The 18,720-nt window shown below is 42.4% G+C and carries 13 protein-coding genes and 1 rRNA gene; 11 read left to right on the forward strand and 3 right to left on the reverse strand.

All coding sequences use genetic code 11. The features are described 5' to 3' along the window. The 6 genes from T515_RS14180 to T515_RS14205 all read left to right on the forward strand — a co-directional run. A 23S ribosomal RNA gene (locus T515_RS14180) occupies positions 1 to 277 on the forward strand; the annotation flags it as partial. 521 nt (positions 278 to 798) lie between these two features. Continuing rightward, positions 799 to 1,242 carry a type IV pilin protein gene (locus T515_RS14185; RefSeq protein ID WP_036612580.1) on the forward strand — a complete coding sequence of 148 codons (444 nt, stop codon included), beginning with the start codon at positions 799 to 801 and terminating at the stop codon, positions 1,240 to 1,242. Between the two features lie 624 nt (positions 1,243 to 1,866). Next, complete coding sequence (locus tag T515_RS14190; RefSeq protein WP_036612582.1) at positions 1,867 to 2,166, forward strand: ATP-dependent Clp protease adaptor ClpS; 300 nt, start codon at positions 1,867 to 1,869, stop codon at positions 2,164 to 2,166. Between the two features lie 31 nt (positions 2,167 to 2,197). Next, entirely contained in the window at positions 2,198 to 4,447 is a 2,250-nt protein-coding gene (locus tag T515_RS14195; RefSeq protein WP_036612585.1) for an AAA family ATPase, read from the forward strand. A 112-nt stretch (positions 4,448 to 4,559) separates the two neighbouring features. Then, positions 4,560 to 5,228 carry a leucyl/phenylalanyl-tRNA--protein transferase gene (gene aat / locus T515_RS14200; RefSeq protein WP_036612587.1) on the forward strand — a complete coding sequence of 223 codons (669 nt, stop codon included), beginning with the start codon at positions 4,560 to 4,562 and terminating at the stop codon, positions 5,226 to 5,228. Between the two features lie 195 nt (positions 5,229 to 5,423). After that, entirely contained in the window at positions 5,424 to 5,666 is a 243-nt protein-coding gene (locus T515_RS14205) for a helix-turn-helix transcriptional regulator (RefSeq protein WP_036612590.1), read from the forward strand. A 208-nt stretch (positions 5,667 to 5,874) separates the two neighbouring features. Here T515_RS14205 and T515_RS14210 read toward each other — a convergent pair whose 3' ends face one another. The 3 genes from T515_RS14210 to T515_RS14220 all read right to left on the reverse strand — a co-directional run bounded on the left by T515_RS14210 (position 5,875) and on the right by T515_RS14220 (position 8,662). After that, entirely contained in the window at positions 5,875 to 6,267 is a 393-nt protein-coding gene (locus T515_RS14210; RefSeq protein WP_051671773.1) for a DUF6465 family protein, read from the reverse strand. Between the two features lie 222 nt (positions 6,268 to 6,489). Next, complete coding sequence (locus tag T515_RS16845) at positions 6,490 to 8,184, reverse strand: methyl-accepting chemotaxis protein (protein ID WP_051671774.1); 1,695 nt, start codon at positions 8,182 to 8,184, stop codon at positions 6,490 to 6,492. A gap of 262 nt (positions 8,185 to 8,446) precedes the next feature. After that, positions 8,447 to 8,662, reverse strand: coding sequence for a DUF6465 family protein (locus T515_RS14220; protein ID WP_036612592.1), 216 nt, complete (start codon positions 8,660 to 8,662; stop codon positions 8,447 to 8,449). Between the two features lie 260 nt (positions 8,663 to 8,922). Between T515_RS14220 and T515_RS14225 the strand changes: the two genes are divergently transcribed. From T515_RS14225 to T515_RS16860, 5 genes are all read left to right on the forward strand, one after another. Further along, entirely contained in the window at positions 8,923 to 10,101 is a 1,179-nt protein-coding gene (locus T515_RS14225; protein WP_036612594.1) for an MFS transporter, read from the forward strand. Between the two features lie 25 nt (positions 10,102 to 10,126). Continuing rightward, a complete protein-coding gene (locus tag T515_RS14230) occupies positions 10,127 to 11,734 on the forward strand; it encodes an EAL domain-containing protein (protein ID WP_036612597.1) in 1,608 nt (535 codons plus the stop codon). Between the two features lie 13 nt (positions 11,735 to 11,747). Next, entirely contained in the window at positions 11,748 to 14,828 is a 3,081-nt protein-coding gene (locus T515_RS16850; protein ID WP_051671775.1) for a response regulator, read from the forward strand. Between the two features lie 26 nt (positions 14,829 to 14,854). Continuing rightward, positions 14,855 to 15,628, forward strand: a complete 774-nt coding sequence (locus T515_RS16855; RefSeq protein ID WP_081832848.1) for a response regulator — start codon at positions 14,855 to 14,857, stop codon at positions 15,626 to 15,628. A 154-nt stretch (positions 15,629 to 15,782) separates the two neighbouring features. Further along, complete coding sequence (locus T515_RS16860; protein ID WP_051671777.1) at positions 15,783 to 18,467, forward strand: tetratricopeptide repeat protein; 2,685 nt, start codon at positions 15,783 to 15,785, stop codon at positions 18,465 to 18,467. Positions 18,468 to 18,720: the final 253 nt, after the last annotated feature.

Here is an 18,720-nt window from a genome sequence, read left to right on the forward strand (position 1 = left end):
GGCGCGGGCGTAGGATATTTGAGAGGAGCTGTCCTTAGTACGAGAGGACCGGGATGGACTGACCTCTGTTGGACCTGTTGGAGATCAACTCCAGTGCAGGGTAGGCATGTCGGGACTGGATAAACGCTGAAGGCATCTAAGCGTGAAGCCACCCTCAAGATGAGATATCCCATCGCAAGAGTAAGACCCCTTGAAGACTACGAGGTTGATAGGGCTAAGCTGTAAGTGCTGTAAAGCATTCAGGTGATAGTTACTAATAGGTCGAGGGTTTGACCAATGAGGTTGAATTTACGGATAGAAAAAATGATGGATTACTGAGAATAATTGATAATGTGGTGTACAGTTTTCAAGAGACGATACCTAATATAGATATAAGCTTTAGAAGTTCCGATGGCAACATCGGAGCTTTTTTTGAAGTATAGGAAAGTGTGATGAGTATAAATAGCATGAGCCAAGGTCAGTTACTTTTCGGTAAATATATCAGAGTACATAGCGGAGAAAATAGGGCCGGACAGGTACCAAGGCTTGCGAGTTGAAAGAACAGATTGCGAAGACGTGTGCGTATCCGGGTACACGAAGTGTAACCGGTACGGACATAGCAAGCAGAATGTACTTTCAACGGAGTGGGCCGGTGCAATCCTTCCGTTTTTTCGAACTGACTTTACTGCATAAGTGCACTTATAAAATTAATTAAAAATTCATAATCCATGTGCTGGCGTAACACATTACTTAATGCTATTATTACGTTCGTGTCTTTAATGATATGTTTCATGAATACTATATCTGACAGGAGAGTATATGAAAAGATTATCTGAAAATAGAGGATTTACACTTGCAGAACTTTTGATTGTTGTAGCCATCATAGGAGTACTTGTTGCAGTCAGCGTGCCTATTTTTACAAATCAACTCAAGAGAGCACGATTCGCAACAAATCAGGCAAATGCAAGAGCGGCTTATGCAGCTGCCATGGCATGGTATATGGATAATTATAATACGGATGATTATTCTTATAGAGACGGCGGTTATTATGATGTAAAAACAGGAACATTCATTCCGGGAGACCTTAAGGGAAGTTATGAATTTTCACTGGATACAAATATTGCAAACTGGGATATTAAGTCTCCATTTCATGCATACAGTTCTAAAAAATGGGTAACTGATAAAGTGTATACAAAATGGGAGGTTTACTGGGACAATTCAGCATTTGATGGAACCATATCAAATTTCGCTCCCCGTGATTAAATACAGAAAAGGAATTACGCTCGAACTACCCAAAATGTGCAAATAGCACTAATATAACTTCACACATGCAACATGTTGTACAAATATAATCCACGAAGAATGTAGGTGTGCACAAAAATACCGTATAAATATTGTATAATATGTCCTTGCCTTGCTTTGATATTGTGTATGTAAACGAATCTATAGCCAAACACATGATTGTGTTTAAATTAATACAAGTATAGATTCAAAAATATGCTATCATACGCCACAAGTCATTTAGGGAAAGGAGTTTATGAAATGAAGATATATGAGTCAAAACATGGAAAAAGCCGTATCACAGCTTGCATTACAAACCTGAATAAAGGACGATACTACGAAGTACATCTGGAAAACGGAAACATATTATATATTAAGCAGGAAATATTCAATAGAATGTATGTCTTGGCTGCAAGTTAGAAAAGGTTTTACAGGTCATCCTGTAGGACCTTTTCTTGTTTTGATAAGATTAAATGATATGATATAAATGTCTGGATAGTCAGGCTAGGTCATAGTAAAACGGCATCCCGACATTAGGAGAGAATATACAGGACGATTTCATATCCCCTATATTAGATGATAATTTATTGAAGAAAAGGCGGTCAAATGGCGACACAAGGTGCAACACAGGAAAGAACAAACATAAAACTTCAGGAACCTAAAAAATATAATGTGATCATGCACAATGATGATTTCACGACCATGGAATTTGTAGTGGAGGTTCTCGTGGATATATTTCATAAGAGTGATGCTGAGGCAGAGTCTCTTATGCTTACTGTACATAAGGGCGGAAAAGCAGTCATAGGCTGCTATCCTTTTGACATCGCCGTATCAAAGGTGAATGCAGCCAGAATACGTGCTAAAGAGGCAGGATTTCCCTTTAAAATAACGGTTGAAGAAGCTTGAATATAAAACAAAGCGTGAAAGGATAATATAGATGAATGTAACAGAAGAGGTTGCTGCTATAATCAACAGCTCATTTAAGATGGCCTCCGAGAACAGATATGAATATGTGACACCGGAGATGGTGCTTCTTGCTATGTGTTCAGATGATAATTTCAGTATCGCCTTCAGAAACTGTGGTGGAGATATAGAGACATTATCATCAGACTTAAAGGATTATATCGATAAATATGTGGAGAAGACAGAGGATGCCGAGCCTGAAATGTCAGCCGGAATGCAGATAGCCTTTGCCATGGCCCAGAATCAGGCAGTGAACAGCAGTAAAAGCGTAGTTGAGCTGTCACATCTTCTGCATGCCTTTTTTAACCTGAAGGAGAGTTATGCCGTATACTACATGAACCTGCAGGGAGTGGATGAAGTAACACTTATGGAGGAACTTCTGGATACCTATGAGGATACAGATGAACCGATTATCACTGAGGAAGCTGGTCATACAGAAGATGGTAAGGCATCAGAGTCTGTTTCGGAGTTTGCCCCATGTATAAATGACATGCTTAACAATGTAAATCCTCTTATAGGAAGAGAAGAGGAGCTTGAGAGAACTATTCAGATACTTTGCAGGAAGGATAAGAATAATCCTCTCCATATAGGTGAACCCGGAGTCGGAAAGACTGCCATTACCTATGGACTTGCAGAACGAATAAACAGGGGTGAGGTTCCGGCTCCTTTAAAGAATGCCAGAATATATTCATTGGATCTCGGAAGTCTTCTTGCAGGGACCAAGTATCGCGGTGATTTTGAGAAGAGACTTAAGAAGATTCTCTCTAAAATTGAAAAAGAAGATAATCCCATAATTTATATCGATGAAATACATAATCTTCTGGGGGCAGGTGCCACAGGGGAAGGAAGCTTTGATGCTGCAAATATTCTGAAGCCTTACCTTGCGGAAGGAAAGATCCGCTTTATCGGCGCAACGACCTTTGAGGAGTATAAAAAGCATTTTGAGAAGAGCAAGAGCCTGGTCAGAAGATTTCAGAATGTTGAGATAAAGGAACCAAGTATCGATGAGTCCATAAAGATACTTGAAGGGCTCAGAAAGAAGTACGAGAAGTTCCATGGTGTGACTTACGGGAAAGGCGTACTGGAATATGCGGTACGGATGAGCCAGAGATACATTAACGAAAGATTTCTTCCGGACAAGGCCATAGATCTGATTGACGAAGCAGGAGCTTACAGAAAGATACATCCGCTGGAGCAGAAGAAGCAGACTGTAGGTAAGGCGCTTATCAATGAAGTTCTGACAAAGATCTGCAGAGTGCCCATAGAAGCAACGGAAACAGACGAAATTGCCGGGCTGGCAACATTGGAGAAAAGAATACTTTCTCAGGTATACGGGCAGGATGAGGCCGTTAAACAGGTCGTTAACGCTGTTAAGTTCTCAAAGGCAGGGATGATAGAGGAATCGAAGCCTCTCGCAAGTCTCCTGTTTGTGGGACCTACAGGCGTAGGAAAGACTGAGATCGCCAGAACCCTGGCAAAAGAGCTGGGCATATCCCTTGTCCGCTTTGATATGAGTGAATACGAGGAGAAACATTCTGTGGCAAAGCTGGTGGGTGCTCCTGCCGGATACATAGGATATGAAGAGGGAGGCCTCCTGACAGAAGAGATACGCAAAAACCCGAATTCCGTACTTCTTCTGGACGAGATCGAAAAGGCACATCCCGATGTATTTAATATACTTCTGCAGGTCATGGACTATGCGACCCTGACCGATAATCAGGGAAGAAAAGCTGATTTCAGAAATGTGATCATCATCATGACTTCCAATGCAGGTGCCAGCAGACTGGGCAAATCCGGTATAGGATTCCTTGCTCAGGACGGGACCAAAGATACCCTTATGGAAGAAGTGAAGAAGGTATTCCAGCCTGAATTCAGAAACAGACTAAGTCGTATAGTTGCCTTTAACAGCATGGATGAGACCATGGCTGGACTTGTTGCAGAAAAGAAGCTTTCTGAACTGAGTTCAATGCTTACGGCGAAGAATGTTGAATTGAGCTTCACGCCTGAGGCAGTTCAGCTTTTGAAACTAAAAGGCATCAGCAAAGAGTATGGAGCCAGAGAGATTGACAGAGTCATCAGAAATGATGTAAAGACTCTGATGGTGGATGAGATACTCTTCGGAAAACTCAAGAAGGGCGGAAAGTGTCAGCTTGATGCAAAGAATGATAAGTTCACTATAAGGTTTCTGCCTAAACGCAAGGTGAACAAAACAGATAGAGAGTGATTTCGTGCCGGGCAAAGATTGCATTATATTGAGTAGGGATAGAGAAACATGAGTCCCTTAACTGATGCAATGAATACTGAGGTTCCGGGCGATAATAAATGGGATAAACACAATGGCTATATATCAGTTAGATGAAAAAGAAATATGGTTTCCGATGCCGGATGAGGCGGAGGATGACGGACTTCTGGCTGTGGGAGGTGATCTTTCTCTTGATCGGCTCCTTCTTGCCTACTCACATGGGATTTTTCCATGGTTCAATCCGGGCGAGGAAATACTTTGGTGGTGTCCAAAAGAGAGGTATATCATCCGCCCTTCGGAGATACATGTTTCTCATTCCATGAGGAAGTTCATAAGACATCATGATATAAACATTAAGATGAACAGGGATTTCGGGGATACCATGCATAGATGCAGGCTTCAGAGAGAGTTTAAAGAGGGTACCTGGATTTCGGATGAAATGGAGGCTGCATACGGCAGGCTTTTCAGAGCGGGCTATGCAATGAGCGTTGAATCCTACATAGATGGTGAACTGGCAGGCGGTCTTTACGGAGTATCCATCGGAAAGTGTTTCTTTGGAGAGAGCATGTTCAGCGAGAAGGAAAACGGATCGAAACTTGCTCTGATTTTTATTGCCAGGCTCATGGAGGAACATGGCTTCAATATGATAGACTGTCAGTTCCATACAGATCATCTTGAGAGCATGGGAGGCTGTTATATAAGCTATGAGGAGTATTGCAAACTGCTGGAAGAAGGAATAGATGATGACTGGGAGAATAATTGAAGCAGAAAAGGACATTTTTCCGTATCCCTGCTTAGATTCCTTATATTTTTATAAACTTATGCCGAATTATTAACTATGTATCATAATGACCATATTATTTAAGGAAATCATTAGATTGTAGATTTTGCGTTTGAATGGTATATATGGTAAGATTACACGAAGTGAAAGTTTTTCACAGGCATAGTGAGGTGACATATGAGTTATATTGATCAGGAAGCTACAGGCAAGCTGTTACGGTTGGCTGTTAAAAGTAGCAATTACTCAGTTGCGGAAATCTGCAAGGAAATGAATATATCGACTACCTCTATTTATAATTGGTTCAGAGGAGACAGTCTTCCAAGTATAGACAATTTGTTCTTGTTTGCTGAGCTTGTAGGACGTAAGGTTGATGATATAGTTGCTTATGTTTCGGACAGAAACAAGGCAGACGCAGCCTGAAAGTATATTGGACGTGTGTGTTTCACACATGTTTTGGTTTGACTGTATAGAGATTGATTGTAGAGAACCCGTTAGACTCGAGCAGAATCTAACGGGTTCTCTTTTGAATTTTGAAGAAAGGTCTTAAAAACTATATAAGTGTCATGAAGTCTGTCTCCCGCTTTTATGCAGGCACAAGAGGGAGAAGACTTATTACACTTATATCATATCACAGCTTGATCTTGTAATCAGCGCTGCCTTCTCCGTCTATTGTGTAGTAAGCTGCGGATTCGTCAGCCTTGATATATACTTTGACATCCTTTACATCAGGCTTTATATTCTTTGCGGCTTCAACAGCAGCTTTCTGAATTGTTGCCGGATCAAAATCGATTCCGTTTATCTGGAGTGTAACGGATGACTTAACAATAGTTTCTTTCTTTGCAGCCTTTTCTGCAAGTGGCTCTGCAGCCGGTGCTTTTGCGGTTGTCTTTTTCGCAGGTGCAGCTTTCTTTACAGCTTCTTTCTTAGGCTCAGCCGCTACAGCCTGAGGCTTTACAGCTTCGGCAGCTTTGGGAGCGGTGGTTGCAGTGGTTTTAAATGTAGTTGATTTGGTTTTTGCCATAATCTTAAATCTCCTTATATAGAATAAAAGCTTTAATAGTTTTGATTGTATTTCTGCAAAAAAGTTATGTCAACACTTTAGAGGATTAAAATATAAAGAAAATGAAGAAAAAACGGCCTGAGATAAGGAAAAACTGAAAAGTGGGAAGATAAAGGAAACCGCCATCAGAAAACTGATGGCGGCTTCCCCCTTTATGGATGGGTATTTATCATGGATGACAGATTATACGATAATCTGATCGACCATATTCTTTAATTCTGTAGCGTGATTGTTGAGCTCCTGGCTGGATGCAGATGACTGCTCGGCAGTAGCGCTGTTCTCCTGTACTACCTGAGCAATCTGCTCGAGACCTGTGGTGATCTCTGCAATGGAAACAGCCTCACGCTGCATTTCGTTTGCGATATTTGCAACCAGCTCCTTGGACTTCTCGGAACTCTCCTTAACTTCATTGAGGCTCTCTGCTGAAGAAGTAATGAGCTTTGAACCGTTCTGGATTGCCGAGATCGTATCTTCAATGAGGGCTGATGTCTCGGAAGCGGCAGAAGCAGACTTTCCGGCAAGGTTACGGACTTCGTCGGCTACAACCGCAAATCCCTTACCTGCAGCGCCGGCACGGGCAGCTTCAACGGCAGCATTGAGAGCGAGGATATTGGTCTGGAATGCGATATCGTCGATGGTCTTGATGATATTCTCAATCTGATTTGACTTGTTGGCGATTTCATCCATTGCATCCTTAACACGGCTCATCTGCTCGTTTTCGGCATTGATCCTTTCTGCAACATTTGCAGAGAACTGTTCAACATCATTAGCAGACTTGGCATTGAGATTGACCTTGTCTCTGATGGTCTGAACCGTAGCGGAAAGCTCTTCGAGAGTGGAAGCCTGCTCGGTTGAACCCTGTGAAAGAGACATGGCACCGTTTGCAATATGGCTTGAACCAGTCTCAACGCTTGATGCCACATCATTCATCTTTCTGAATATATCACTCAGATTACTGTGGATATCACCGTAAGCTCTGATGATGTTGGAGTAATCCCCGATGTACTGGTCGGAGCACTGTGATTTGGCAGCAAAGTTTCCTCTTGCCATCTCCATAAGCATGTAACAGATATCCTGAATAACATTGGAGGTCTGAGTGGAAGTGTGCTTAACCGCAACAACCATGGTTCCGATTTCGTCTTTGCCGAACTTGGAGGAATCTATCTCGAAGTCAAACTCGCCCTTCTCAAGCTTCTGCATTGAGCTGACAACCACATTGACACCGGTTGTGATACTCTTTGAAAGAAGAGTGAAGATAAACGTACTTGCAACGATGATGATAACAAAAGTTAAGGGGATGACTATGGTGATGATATTGCTCAGTGTATCTGAATCCTTAATGATCTGTGCGGCCTGATTCTCACATTTAACACCTATGTCATCGAGAGCATTGGTGAACTGCATCTGAGGCGATGACTCGGCAGTACTGAAGTTGACATCGTAATACGCTATGGCAGCCTCTTTTTCACCTGATTCTATGATGTCCAAAAGTTCATAAGCGGCAGCGGTATATGTATCAAATTTTTTCTGAAGATCTGCAGTGACGGTCTTATCATCCCAGGTCTTGATGATATTGTCGAGATAGGACTGCATGGTGCCGAATCGTTTGTTGAAGTCCTTTCTCTGATCTGCGGGAGTATTACCCTCGATCTCTGACTGATAAAGAGCAAGAAGGAGACGCTTTGCAGTGGCATTAAGGTCCTTTCTGACAACCAGCTCTGCATAGGTGTTCTCATATTCCACGTTTCCAAAATGGGTCATTTTTGCGCTCATCTGATGGAATGAAACTAAAGCTACAATCATCATGACGGCAATCAGTATGGTGATAACGATCTGTGTCAGCGTGAATCTTGTTCTGATGCTTAGGTCTTTAAACATAGGTGCTCCCTCACTACTCGTAAATACAAAAACAGACATTTTTTGTTGCTTTTATCAACATCGGCGGGATTTGTTCCAAATATTAATATGCGAAAAGTTTTTTTGAAATTTTTATAATCATGCGAAAAAGAGCAGCTCATCCGGAGATGAACTGCCCTTATGTAACTTCTTTATGTAACTTTTCTTTACTGCATTATACTGAAGTATGTTTTACGAACCGTAATATCCGGATTACAGATACCGGTCCGATCTGTTTATGCCATTAAAGTACGATCTTGTAATCAGCGCTTCCTGCACCGTCTACTGTATAGTAAGCAGCGGCATCAGCAGCATTGACATAGACATTAACTGTCTTGACATCCTTCTTTACGTTCTGTGCTGCAGCAACGGAATCCTTTGCAATCTGATCAAAATCATAATCCTTTCCGTTAAGCTGTAATGTAATTGTTGATTTAACATCTGTTGTTTTTGTTGCCATAATTATCCCCTCCATAATGAAATGTTACTTTTAAACTTAACCCATTATATTTTTAATGCAGAAGTTTGTCAATTGAGTGTCAAAATTAAGGCGTGGGCAAGGTAAGTTCTCAGAGCGTCACAAAAAAATATCAGGAGCTGTTTTATAAATCCGATTTATGCCGATAAAAAATATGGATAGTAAGTATTTTTGTGAGATTTTTATACTAACAGGGAATTGTTGTTGCGTATTGACTTTTGTATCAATAGCAGGTGTCGATTATGGAAAGAGGACAAAGAAAAAACATTAATGACCTATCTGTATTGCTTCTGGCATCTATTTTTATGAACGGATTTGAAACCGGAGGATACCAGGCATCACTTTTGTACATCGGAGAGGAGTACGCACTGGATCACAGTGCCCAGGGAGTTATCGCTTCGGTGGAACTTTTCGCAACTATGATAGCTCCTATTGTACTTGGCTCCATTGCCGATAAAGCCGGTAAGAAGATAATGCTTACCTTATTCACGGCCATGAGAGTTTTTTCGGGAATCATCATACTTCTGGCAACTCATTCTTTACCCTTTGCAGTGGGTGTGTTTGTTCTGGGCTTTGCCACAAGTATCATACAGTATGTGGCCATAGCAGAAATGGATGATGCTTATCCTGTGACAAAACATAAGAGGATGGGCGGAATAACAGCCATGTATGCCTTCGGCGCGGTTATCGCGCCTCTGATAGTCGGAGCTGCCATAAAGAATTCCTTTGGATGGAAGAGCTTTTTTGCATCTGACTGTATCATCTCCTTAATACTCACCATTCTTTTATGGAAGATAAGCTTCGAGCCGAGAGAAAAGGTTACGGATTCAGATGCTTCGGAGGATAATCCGGCGGCGTCCTCCGGCAGCGAGATTTACTTCGGAGGAGTAGCGCTTCTCTGCATTATCATGTTTATCTATGTGGGAGTGGAGAACGGAGTAGGATTCTTCCTGAACGGATTCATGCATGATCATGTAAATTCGGAAAGAGGATATTTTGCGGTTTCACTTTTCTGGATGGCGATGATCCCTTCCAGAATCCTATGTGGTTATTTTTGCAGGTACAGACGGTTTCTTTTGTGCGCAGCCCCTACCGGTGCAGCAATCCTTCTCGGAGTACTGTCTGCTGTTACCAATGAATATGCAGCCTTTGTTCTGGTGTTTATCCTCGGATTTTTCTGCGGAGCCGTATATCCTAACGTACTTACCTATGCGGCTGATTTCAGCGGAACGAAGACCGCAACTGTCATAGCTGCCATTACCGTGGCAACGGGAGTCGGAGGTACTGTTATTTCCGCAGCCTTTGGTTTTTTGGAGACGGCCATCGGATTCACAGGATCTTTCAGGATACTTGCTGTAATCCTGGCGCTGGATCTTCTTTTTGCCCTTCCGGTGGTGTTTGATATGAGAAAGAAGAAGTGATCATATATTTATAGAAAGGTTTATCATGGACGCAACAGTATCAGCAGAGGAGCTCAATAAATACATAGTTGATAACATAGAGAATGCCATAAAAAGCGGAGATATCAAGATTTATTATCAGCCCATCATACGTACAATGACAGGTAAGGTGTGCGCGGCAGAAGCATTGACAAGATGGATAGATCCGGTTCATGGTTTTTTGAGTCCGGGACTGTTTATCAAGGTGCTTGATGAGGCCGGAAAACTGCACTTGCTGGATTCCTATGTTATCAGGGCGGTATGCAGGGATATAAGAGGAAAGATGGATAACGGAGAAGAACCCTTTTCCGTATCCATTAATCTGACTAAATCCGACTTTTTGAATTGCGATATATGTAAGGTGTTTGAAGAAGCCGAGAGAGACAGCGGAACTCCGGCTGAATTTCTGTGTCTTGAAGTAAGTGAATCCATACTTAAGGACAATGCCGAGATAGAGAATACACTGATCAAACTCCTGGAAAACGGTCACGAAAGATGGCTGGATGACTTCGGTCACGGATACTCATCTTTCACGGCATTGAAGAGAAGCTACGATGTGGTGAAGTTTGATGTAAGATTTCTTCACGGATTGGGAACTGATGAACAGGAGAGAGCCAGAACCATCATAGCCTACTCAATCAACATGGTAAAAAAACTGCATTTCAGTACCCTTATAGAGGGAATCGAGACGGAAGAAGAGTATATATTCTTCAAAAATCTGGGCTGTGAGATGATACAGGGCTACTATTTCTCCAGACCTATGGCACTGGATGATCTGGAAGATCAGGGATTTGAGATAGAAGCCAGGGCAGAGAGGGACTATTACAATGCCATCGGTCAGGTGGCCATAGAAGATTCTCTGGAGAGCGACAGTTTTAAAGAAGAAGCTATGGCGGTGTTTGAATACAAGGACAATACCATATCCTATTTATATCAAAATGAAGCAAATAAATGCCTTCTTGCCATGCTGGGGGGCCTTAACCCAAAGGCTGCCGAACGTATCATGAATCAAAAATCCGGTATTCTTCAGGAGAGGATACGACCCTTTATCAAAGAGCTGAAAAACGGTGGAAAGAATCTGAAGTTTTCATATTTGTTTTCGGGCAAGATGATAAATCTTAAAGCAAGTTTTATTGCGGCAAACAAAAAAACCGGGGCATTTGCATTTGCCATATATACCATGATCATCCAGGATGCAACCAGGGATACCACAAATATTCTTTTGAAATCCATGCAGGAGGTCTATGCGATATTCGATAGATTCGACCTTATAGATTATGAGGATAAGATCGTAAAGAACACCTATATCAATACCACATCTTACGGCGGCATCACCGAAGGGGTGGATATAGATAAGGCTATCAGAATCTGGAGTGAAGAAGTTATTCATCCTGAAGAAAGAGAACGTTTTCTGGAATTTATGGATATAGACAGTGTCAGAAAGAGAATATCGAAACTTAAGTCAAAGCATTTGGCACATTTTTTTAAGACCCAGATGGAAAACGGGCAGTATATGGAGAAAGAGTATATTCTTCTGCCCATAAATCTGGATGGAAGGGAAATGCTTCTGGCCGGAATTATCAACATTGACTTAAATGCAGAATCCCTTTTATAAGAGGTTATAAGTTATGATACAGAGAACATTCATACTATTCCAAAGCGATGAGATGAAGACTGTCCTTCAGGAATGGAATCAGGCCATAGAATATAAGCCAAAGAACAATATGTTCCTTGTGTTTACTGTCAACGGCTTTACCGAAGAAAAGCTGGATGATGTCTTATCCCTTGTTGTGAAGGAATATCCCAATATAAACATGATCGGTATCCATCAAAGGGCCTCTCACAAATATAACGAATATCTGAGAGTGTCTTTCTGCCTTCTGGAAAAGTCTGTCATAACGCCTTTTTCCTATTCTTTCAGGGATATCAGTGAAGATGCGGCCATGGGAGAACTGTCCGAAAAGGTCAAGCACATCAAGAATCCGGCCTGTATCCTTCTTTTTGCCTCAGGAAGTTCGACCAAGATATCATATGATCTTGGGGTATTTGAAAAGAATCATCAGATTCCGGTGGCGGGTATATGGACTGCGGATTTTGAAAACATTGAGTCGGAAACCCACTATGTGTGGCAGAACGAGAAGATGAAGAGAGGTATCGTAGGGGTTATTCTGTCAGGAAAGGATATATTGGTCCACACGGAGCTGCTTACGGGATGGAGACCTCTCGGCAAGAATTTTGAAGTGGAGATAAGGAGCAAAGGCTCCGAGATAAGCATTGGCGAAACCGTTGTAAAGAAGATAAACGGAAAGAAGGCTATAGACATCTACAGCAGATACCTGAACATAAAGCCTGATGAATATCTTTTGGACAATATAAGAGAATTTCCGTTTCTGTTAAAGCGTGATAATGAACTTATCAGCAGGATTCCCTATAGATTTGATGAAGCGGGTCAGCTCTATTTTCTCGGTCATTTCAGAGATGATGACATAGTGAGCTTTTCGTCGGGAAATAAAAACAGTATATTCAGCGAGATTTCATACAAGGTAAACAGATTTGCCGAATTCGTGCCTGAAAGCTCATTCCTTTTCGGAAGTGATATGAGACAGGGATTTAAGGATAAAGAAATTAAAGCCTTTCAGAACATCGATGAGAACCTCCAGTACATAAGGGGAAAAGGACAGTTCCTGTTTCATGACGGAATCGGAGGGACCCACAATGTTTCCAGCGTTATTATGGGTATAAGGGAAGGAATACCCGAAGATGTTAAGCACGTTGATTATTATGATGTGCTCAGTTCCCCGGACAGTGAGGGCGTAGTGCCTCTTGCTGACAGAACCAGTACATTTTTACAGGCTATAACCGATGACCTGAATGAAGCCATAGCCAAGGCGGAAAGTGCCAACAAGGCTAAATCTTCATTCCTGTCACATATGTCTCATGAGATACGTACGCCTATCAATGCTATCCTCGGAATGGATGAGATGATCCTGAGAGAGGGCGTTGATTCCACTGTCAAGAGCTATGCTTTGGATATACGTAATGCCGGTGTGGAGCTTTTGGGAATCATTAACGATATTTTGGATTTCTCAAAGATAGAGTCGGGAAAACTTACGGTTATCCCTATTGAATACAAGATGGCGGATATGCTCCGGGATCTGTATCACATGATTAAAAAACGTGCGGATGATAAGGGATTGCAGCTTATTCTGGAGGCTGATCCTGAGATACCGGAGGTTCTTTACGGTGACGAGATCCGTATAAAGCAGATTATAACGAATATACTGACCAATGCCGTAAAGTACACGGAAAAGGGTAAGATATGGTTCCGTATAAAGATTGAGAGTCTGAATCCCATGGAAGTTGTTTTGAATTTTTCCGTGGAGGATACCGGTATCGGAATCAAGGAAGAAGAGAAGAACAAGCTTTTCGAGGCATTTGAAAGACTTGATGAAAAGCGTAACCGTACCATAGAGGGAACCGGTCTCGGTATGAACATCACTCAGAAGCTTCTCAAGCAGATGAAGAGTTCCCTTAATGTAGAAAGCGTCTATGGAAAGGGCTCCACATTTTCCTTTGTTCTTACTCAGGCTGTCAGGTCACCGTCGCCTATGGGAGAGGTCAATATAGAGGAAAGAAGAGAGTCATACAAGAAAAAGGGCGCTGCTTTTACTGCTCCGGAGGCAAAGATACTTGCAGTTGATGATACGGTTCTTAACCTTACGGTCATCAAGGCCCTTGTCAAGCAGAATAAGATAAATGTTGACGTTGCGGAAAGTGGTCAGGAAGCCATAGAACTGGTTAAGAACAACCACTATGACATCATCTTTCTTGATTATCGTATGCCGGTTATGGACGGAATCGAGACGCTGCACAGGATGAAGGAACTGGACGGAGACCCGTGTATGTATACTCCGTTTATATGTCTTACTGCCAATGCTGTTACCGGAGCCATAGAGGAGTACATGAAGGCCGGTTTTGACGATGTTATAACAAAGCCCATAGATGCGGAGCTTCTTGAGAAGAAATTGAGGTTCTACCTTTCCCCTGAGCTGATTCACGAAGAAGCGGCTGAAGAAGATGATGGGGAAATAGAAGAGAATGAAGCGGAATCGTCATACGAACTTCCGCCTGAGCTGAAAGACATAAAAGAGATTTCCGTAGAAGACGGACTGCAGCATTGCGGCTCTGCAGAAGGCTTCATGACTGCCCTTCAAAGCTTCTTTGACAGCTTACAGAACAATATCAGTATCATACGGGATAACTTTGATAAAGGAGACATTAAAAACTATACCATAAAGGTTCATGCAATGAAGAGTTCTGCCAGAATCATCGGAGCCAATGAGCTTTCTACGCTGGCGAAGGAGCTTGAGGCAGCAGGAGACGCTGAACAGATGGACATCATCGTTAATGACACTCCAAGGCTTATACAGATGGCAGAGAATCTTTACACATCTCTGGAACCCTGCTTGAAGTCGGAGGAAGAGGATACCTCGGGACTTCCCGAACTGTCTAAAGATGAGTGGGAGGATTTTATGATCACCATCAGCGGATTTGTAGAGGCCTATGACATTGACGACATAAAAATGATGCTTGAGATGATGAAGGGATACCACTTGGCGCAAGAATATGAGATAATATTGAAAGATATAAAGGAGGCGGCAAAGGGACCTGACTGGTCTAAGCTGTCGGAATTGGTGACAAGTAAATAAACTAAATCAGACTGGAGAAGTATAGGATGTTTTTTAGCAGCTGCGCGTTAGTCATAGGAAGTAATTTGAATTTTATGGCTCAGGCCATGATACGTATATTAAAAAACAACGGGTATACCATACTGACTTGTGGCCTTGATCATGATGAAATAGCTGAAAAGTCAGAGAATGCCGGCGTTTTTATCATGTATCTCGACAATATGGATTTCAACAATCTGAGTGTATTTGAGTACATCAAGACTATATGTTCGAATCGCATCGTGTGCGCCATCGGAAAACCCAATGAATACAAGGAGTTTTACAGGATATTCCCCAAGAATCTTGTCAGGATAGAGATGCCTCATCCTGCCAATGTTATGATTCTTATAGATCAGCTCAGACGTGAACGTACCATTAGCGATGAGATGATCAATGCTGAAAAAAAGCATCAGATTCTTCTTGTGGATGATGACAGTACATTTTTGGATGTATCCAGCGGATGGCTGAAGAAGTACGGGAAATATGATGTTGCTATAGTGAATTCAGGCCCTCAGGCCATTGACTATCTGGACAGGTTCACACCGGAACTGATTCTTTTGGACTATGAGATGCCGATAATGGATGGGCCGACGGTTCTTGCCAAGCTTCGTAAGAACGAGCGCACCAAAGATATACCGGTATATTTTCTCACAGGAAAGAGTGACAGAGACAGTATCATGAGGGTTATGGCCATGAGACCCAATGGCTATCTTTTGAAAACACTGGATCAGCAGCAACTGGTTGCCAGAGTGAATGATTTCTTCCTGAGTCAGCAGAAGTGATGTTTGTGTGGTTGTTTTGTTATATAAAAGACTTATAATTCAAAAAAATATTGCTATTTTTATAAATGACTAGTAGCATATATTATATCTTAAGGAGAAAGGGACCGGGTTTTTAGGTCGTATGTAAATTTGTATATTTACTTGATGCAACCACATGATTTGTAATAACTGTAAAAACGAAATAAGCGATAATTCAGCATTCTGTCAGTATTGCGGAATGCTGTTTGTTGTGCCTGCACCTGATGAGAAGGCTACAGTGATTCATAGACAGAATCTTCCGGTTTATAATTCCGAAACTTTCAGAAAGAAGTTGGAAGAAGAGAATGCTCAGGCAGCAGATGCTCACAACAACACTATGATCCGAAAAGATGATCAGGCAGTTGGCGGCACATCGGATAAGAACCGGTATGAGGCCGAGTTTGATCAGCTGGATGAAATGTATAAAAAGGCATTACAGCTTGAAAGGGCTCAGAAACTGGCCGAGATGCGGAAAGCTGCCGAGGAAAGAGCCAGGGAAGCAGATGCTTTGGCACGCAGAAAAGCGGAAGAAGAACTCAGAAAGCGTATGGAAGAACATGAACGTCACAGCAGAGCAGTAGCTGAAGAGCTGGTGAAGGAAAATGTTATTTCTGAAAAGGAGCTTAATGAGACGGATGAAGACATCGACCTTATGTCCGGTGGGGAAGAAAGGGATGCTGAGAGGGAGAATATCTCTTCGGCAGAACCTGCTTCGGATATTTCTGAAGGTGATGCTCAGGAAGTGAGTGAAGAAACCGGAACAGATGAAGTCTCTGATGGAGCGCCTGCCCATGCATCGGAAGCAGGACAGGATGACGATGACTACATTTTCGGTGATGAAGAAGAATCCACTGAGAGTGAAGAGGCCGAGAATGTAGAAGAGTCAGAGTCGGAGCCTGATGAAGTAACAGCCGAAGAGGAACCGGATGAGACCGAAGCAGAGGCTGAAGATGCCGATGCGACAGAGGAAGTTCCTGAGACAAAGGATGCGGAATCTGAAGAAGCTGCTTCAGAGGAGGTTTCTGAGACAAAGGATGCGGAATCTGAAGAAACTGATTCAGAGGAAGATTCTGAGGCAGAAATAGAGAACGAGGCTTCAGAGGAGAATTCCGAGGCTGAGTCAGAAAATGAGGATATAGCTGAAGAGGAAATCGAGCCGGAGACTGAAGAAAAACCAGCCGAAGAAGAAAAGGAAGAAACAGTCCCAGAGGCTGAAGAATCTGAAGTGACAGAGGAAGTTCCTGAGTCAAAGGATGCGAAATCTGAAGAAACTGATTCAGAGGAAGATTCTGAGGCAGAAATGGAAAATGAGGCTTCAGAGGAGAATTCCGAGGCTGAGTCAGGAGCTGAAGAATCTGAAGTGACAGAGGAAGTTTCTGAGACAAAGGATGCGGAATCTGAAGAAACTGATTCAGAGGAAGAGTCTGAGGCAGAAACTGAGGATATAACTGAAGAGGAAACTAAGCCGGAGACTGCCCCTATAGATATGTCTTCAGATGCAGCTTCAGATGAGGCCGAGCTGGCAGAAATGCTGGCTGTTATTGAGGCGGAAGAGAAGTCTGACGAGGTGGCTGTTGATACAGCGGAAACTGTGGATTCGGAAGATAGTACTGAGGCTGTTGAAGAATCCGGAATAGAAGCGGATATTGCAGAGACAGCTGCAGAAGTTGTAGATGATTTTGATCCTGAGAGCGAAAATACTGAATCTGAGGATACAGTTCCTTCGCAAACCAGGGCAGAAATCATGATAAAGCAGAAAAAGTCCGAAGAAGATGCTGAATCTGAATATATCGAGTCTCTTTTGAACTCTGATAAAATGAGCAATGACAGTGCTGCAGATGATGGTAAGAGAAGTGCTATGCGCATTCCGGTTATTGCGGCATCTGTTCTGGTAGTTGCAGCAGTGTCTGTGGCGGGCTATACAGCATGGAACAATACACCGTCGAGACAGGCGGAAAGAACTCAAAGCATTGCTGAGAGTGCTTATGCGGCAAAGGACTATTCTACGGCAGAGGAAAGCTATATTAAGCTGCTTTCTTATGGGACTCAAAGCCGGGATGTATATCTGCATCTTGCGGACACATATTATAACGAATCAGAGCATGAGAAAGCCATAGATGTCATTAAGGAGGCATTGGCAGCATATCCTGACGATGCGGAGCTTACAGCGACATTGGATAGATTGTGCCCTGTTGTTGCCATAACTCCTGCTGGAGGAACATTCGGTGAAGCAGTAACGGTAAGTCTCAGCGTTAATGGTGCCAACGATATCTACTATATCCTTACTGCTGATGATGCAGCCGGTGAGGAAGTCAAGTATGAGGCACCGATTACATTGGATGCAAACGGAACGTATAAGATTGAAGCATACGGTGTGGCAAGTGATGGATATAAGGGTTCTGTTATTTCGGAGACATATACTGTGAATATTGAACCGGAGACTGTGCCTGAAACGGAAGCTCCGCAGGAAACAGAGACTCAGAGTGAAAGCAGTGAATTCAGCTTTGCATCTGAGTATGCTGAGTATCCAGACACATTGGTTGAGATTCAGACGGGAGACAGGCAGAATATGGGTGATTATTCTGTATTCCCGGCCAAGGTATATCATAGCCATAACAGTGACAAGCCGGAAGGCGATGCCAAGGATGTGACCATAAAGATAAGCAACAGTGCATGGCTGCATTATATTGACTACGATTACGGAAGCATCCCGGTAAAGGACGCATATGTATTCCTGAAATATATCGGCCTGCTTAACGCTACAACCGATGAAAATGGCGTAGTTACAAAGTTCGATTTTATTCTTGGAAGTCAGAAGTGAAATAGTATTTGGTATTTGTCGGCAAGTCTGGGTAAGGCTTGCCGATTATTTTATCTATTATTAATGACAGATGAAAAAAATCAAAAAAAATCAAAAAAACGTTTGACAATCAGAACAGGAATTGTTATATTAACTGAGCTGTCGCAAGAGAGCAAAACAAAAAGCTTCTCTGAAACAGCTCAGAACCTTGAAAATCAAAGATCGATTAATACACAGACCCTGAAGATTCTAAGAATTAGATTTTCAGAAACGA

This window comes from Oribacterium sp. P6A1 (assembly GCF_000702885.1).
GTDB lineage: Bacteria > Bacillota > Clostridia > Lachnospirales > Lachnospiraceae > Oribacterium.

Coding starts and splice junctions, on each gene's coding strand:
- aat (WP_036612587.1), top strand. CDS start 4,560: ATGGCTATATATCAGTTAGATGAAAAAGAAATATGGTTTCCGATGCCG.
- T515_RS16860 (WP_051671777.1), top strand. CDS start 15,783: ATGATTTGTAATAACTGTAAAAACGAAATAAGCGATAATTCAGCATTC.
- T515_RS14230 (WP_036612597.1), top strand. CDS start 10,127: ATGGACGCAACAGTATCAGCAGAGGAGCTCAATAAATACATAGTTGAT.
- T515_RS16850 (WP_051671775.1), top strand. CDS start 11,748: ATGATACAGAGAACATTCATACTATTCCAAAGCGATGAGATGAAGACT.
- T515_RS16855 (WP_081832848.1), top strand. CDS start 14,855: ATGTTTTTTAGCAGCTGCGCGTTAGTCATAGGAAGTAATTTGAATTTT.
- T515_RS14210 (WP_051671773.1), bottom strand. CDS start 6,267: ATGGCAAAAACCAAATCAACTACATTTAAAACCACTGCAACCACCGCT.
- T515_RS14185 (WP_036612580.1), top strand. CDS start 799: ATGAAAAGATTATCTGAAAATAGAGGATTTACACTTGCAGAACTTTTG.
- T515_RS14225 (WP_036612594.1), top strand. CDS start 8,923: ATGGAAAGAGGACAAAGAAAAAACATTAATGACCTATCTGTATTGCTT.
- T515_RS16845 (WP_051671774.1), bottom strand. CDS start 8,184: ATGTTTAAAGACCTAAGCATCAGAACAAGATTCACGCTGACACAGATC.
- T515_RS14220 (WP_036612592.1), bottom strand. CDS start 8,662: ATGGCAACAAAAACAACAGATGTTAAATCAACAATTACATTACAGCTT.
- T515_RS14195 (WP_036612585.1), top strand. CDS start 2,198: ATGAATGTAACAGAAGAGGTTGCTGCTATAATCAACAGCTCATTTAAG.
- T515_RS14190 (WP_036612582.1), top strand. CDS start 1,867: ATGGCGACACAAGGTGCAACACAGGAAAGAACAAACATAAAACTTCAG.
- T515_RS14205 (WP_036612590.1), top strand. CDS start 5,424: ATGAGTTATATTGATCAGGAAGCTACAGGCAAGCTGTTACGGTTGGCT.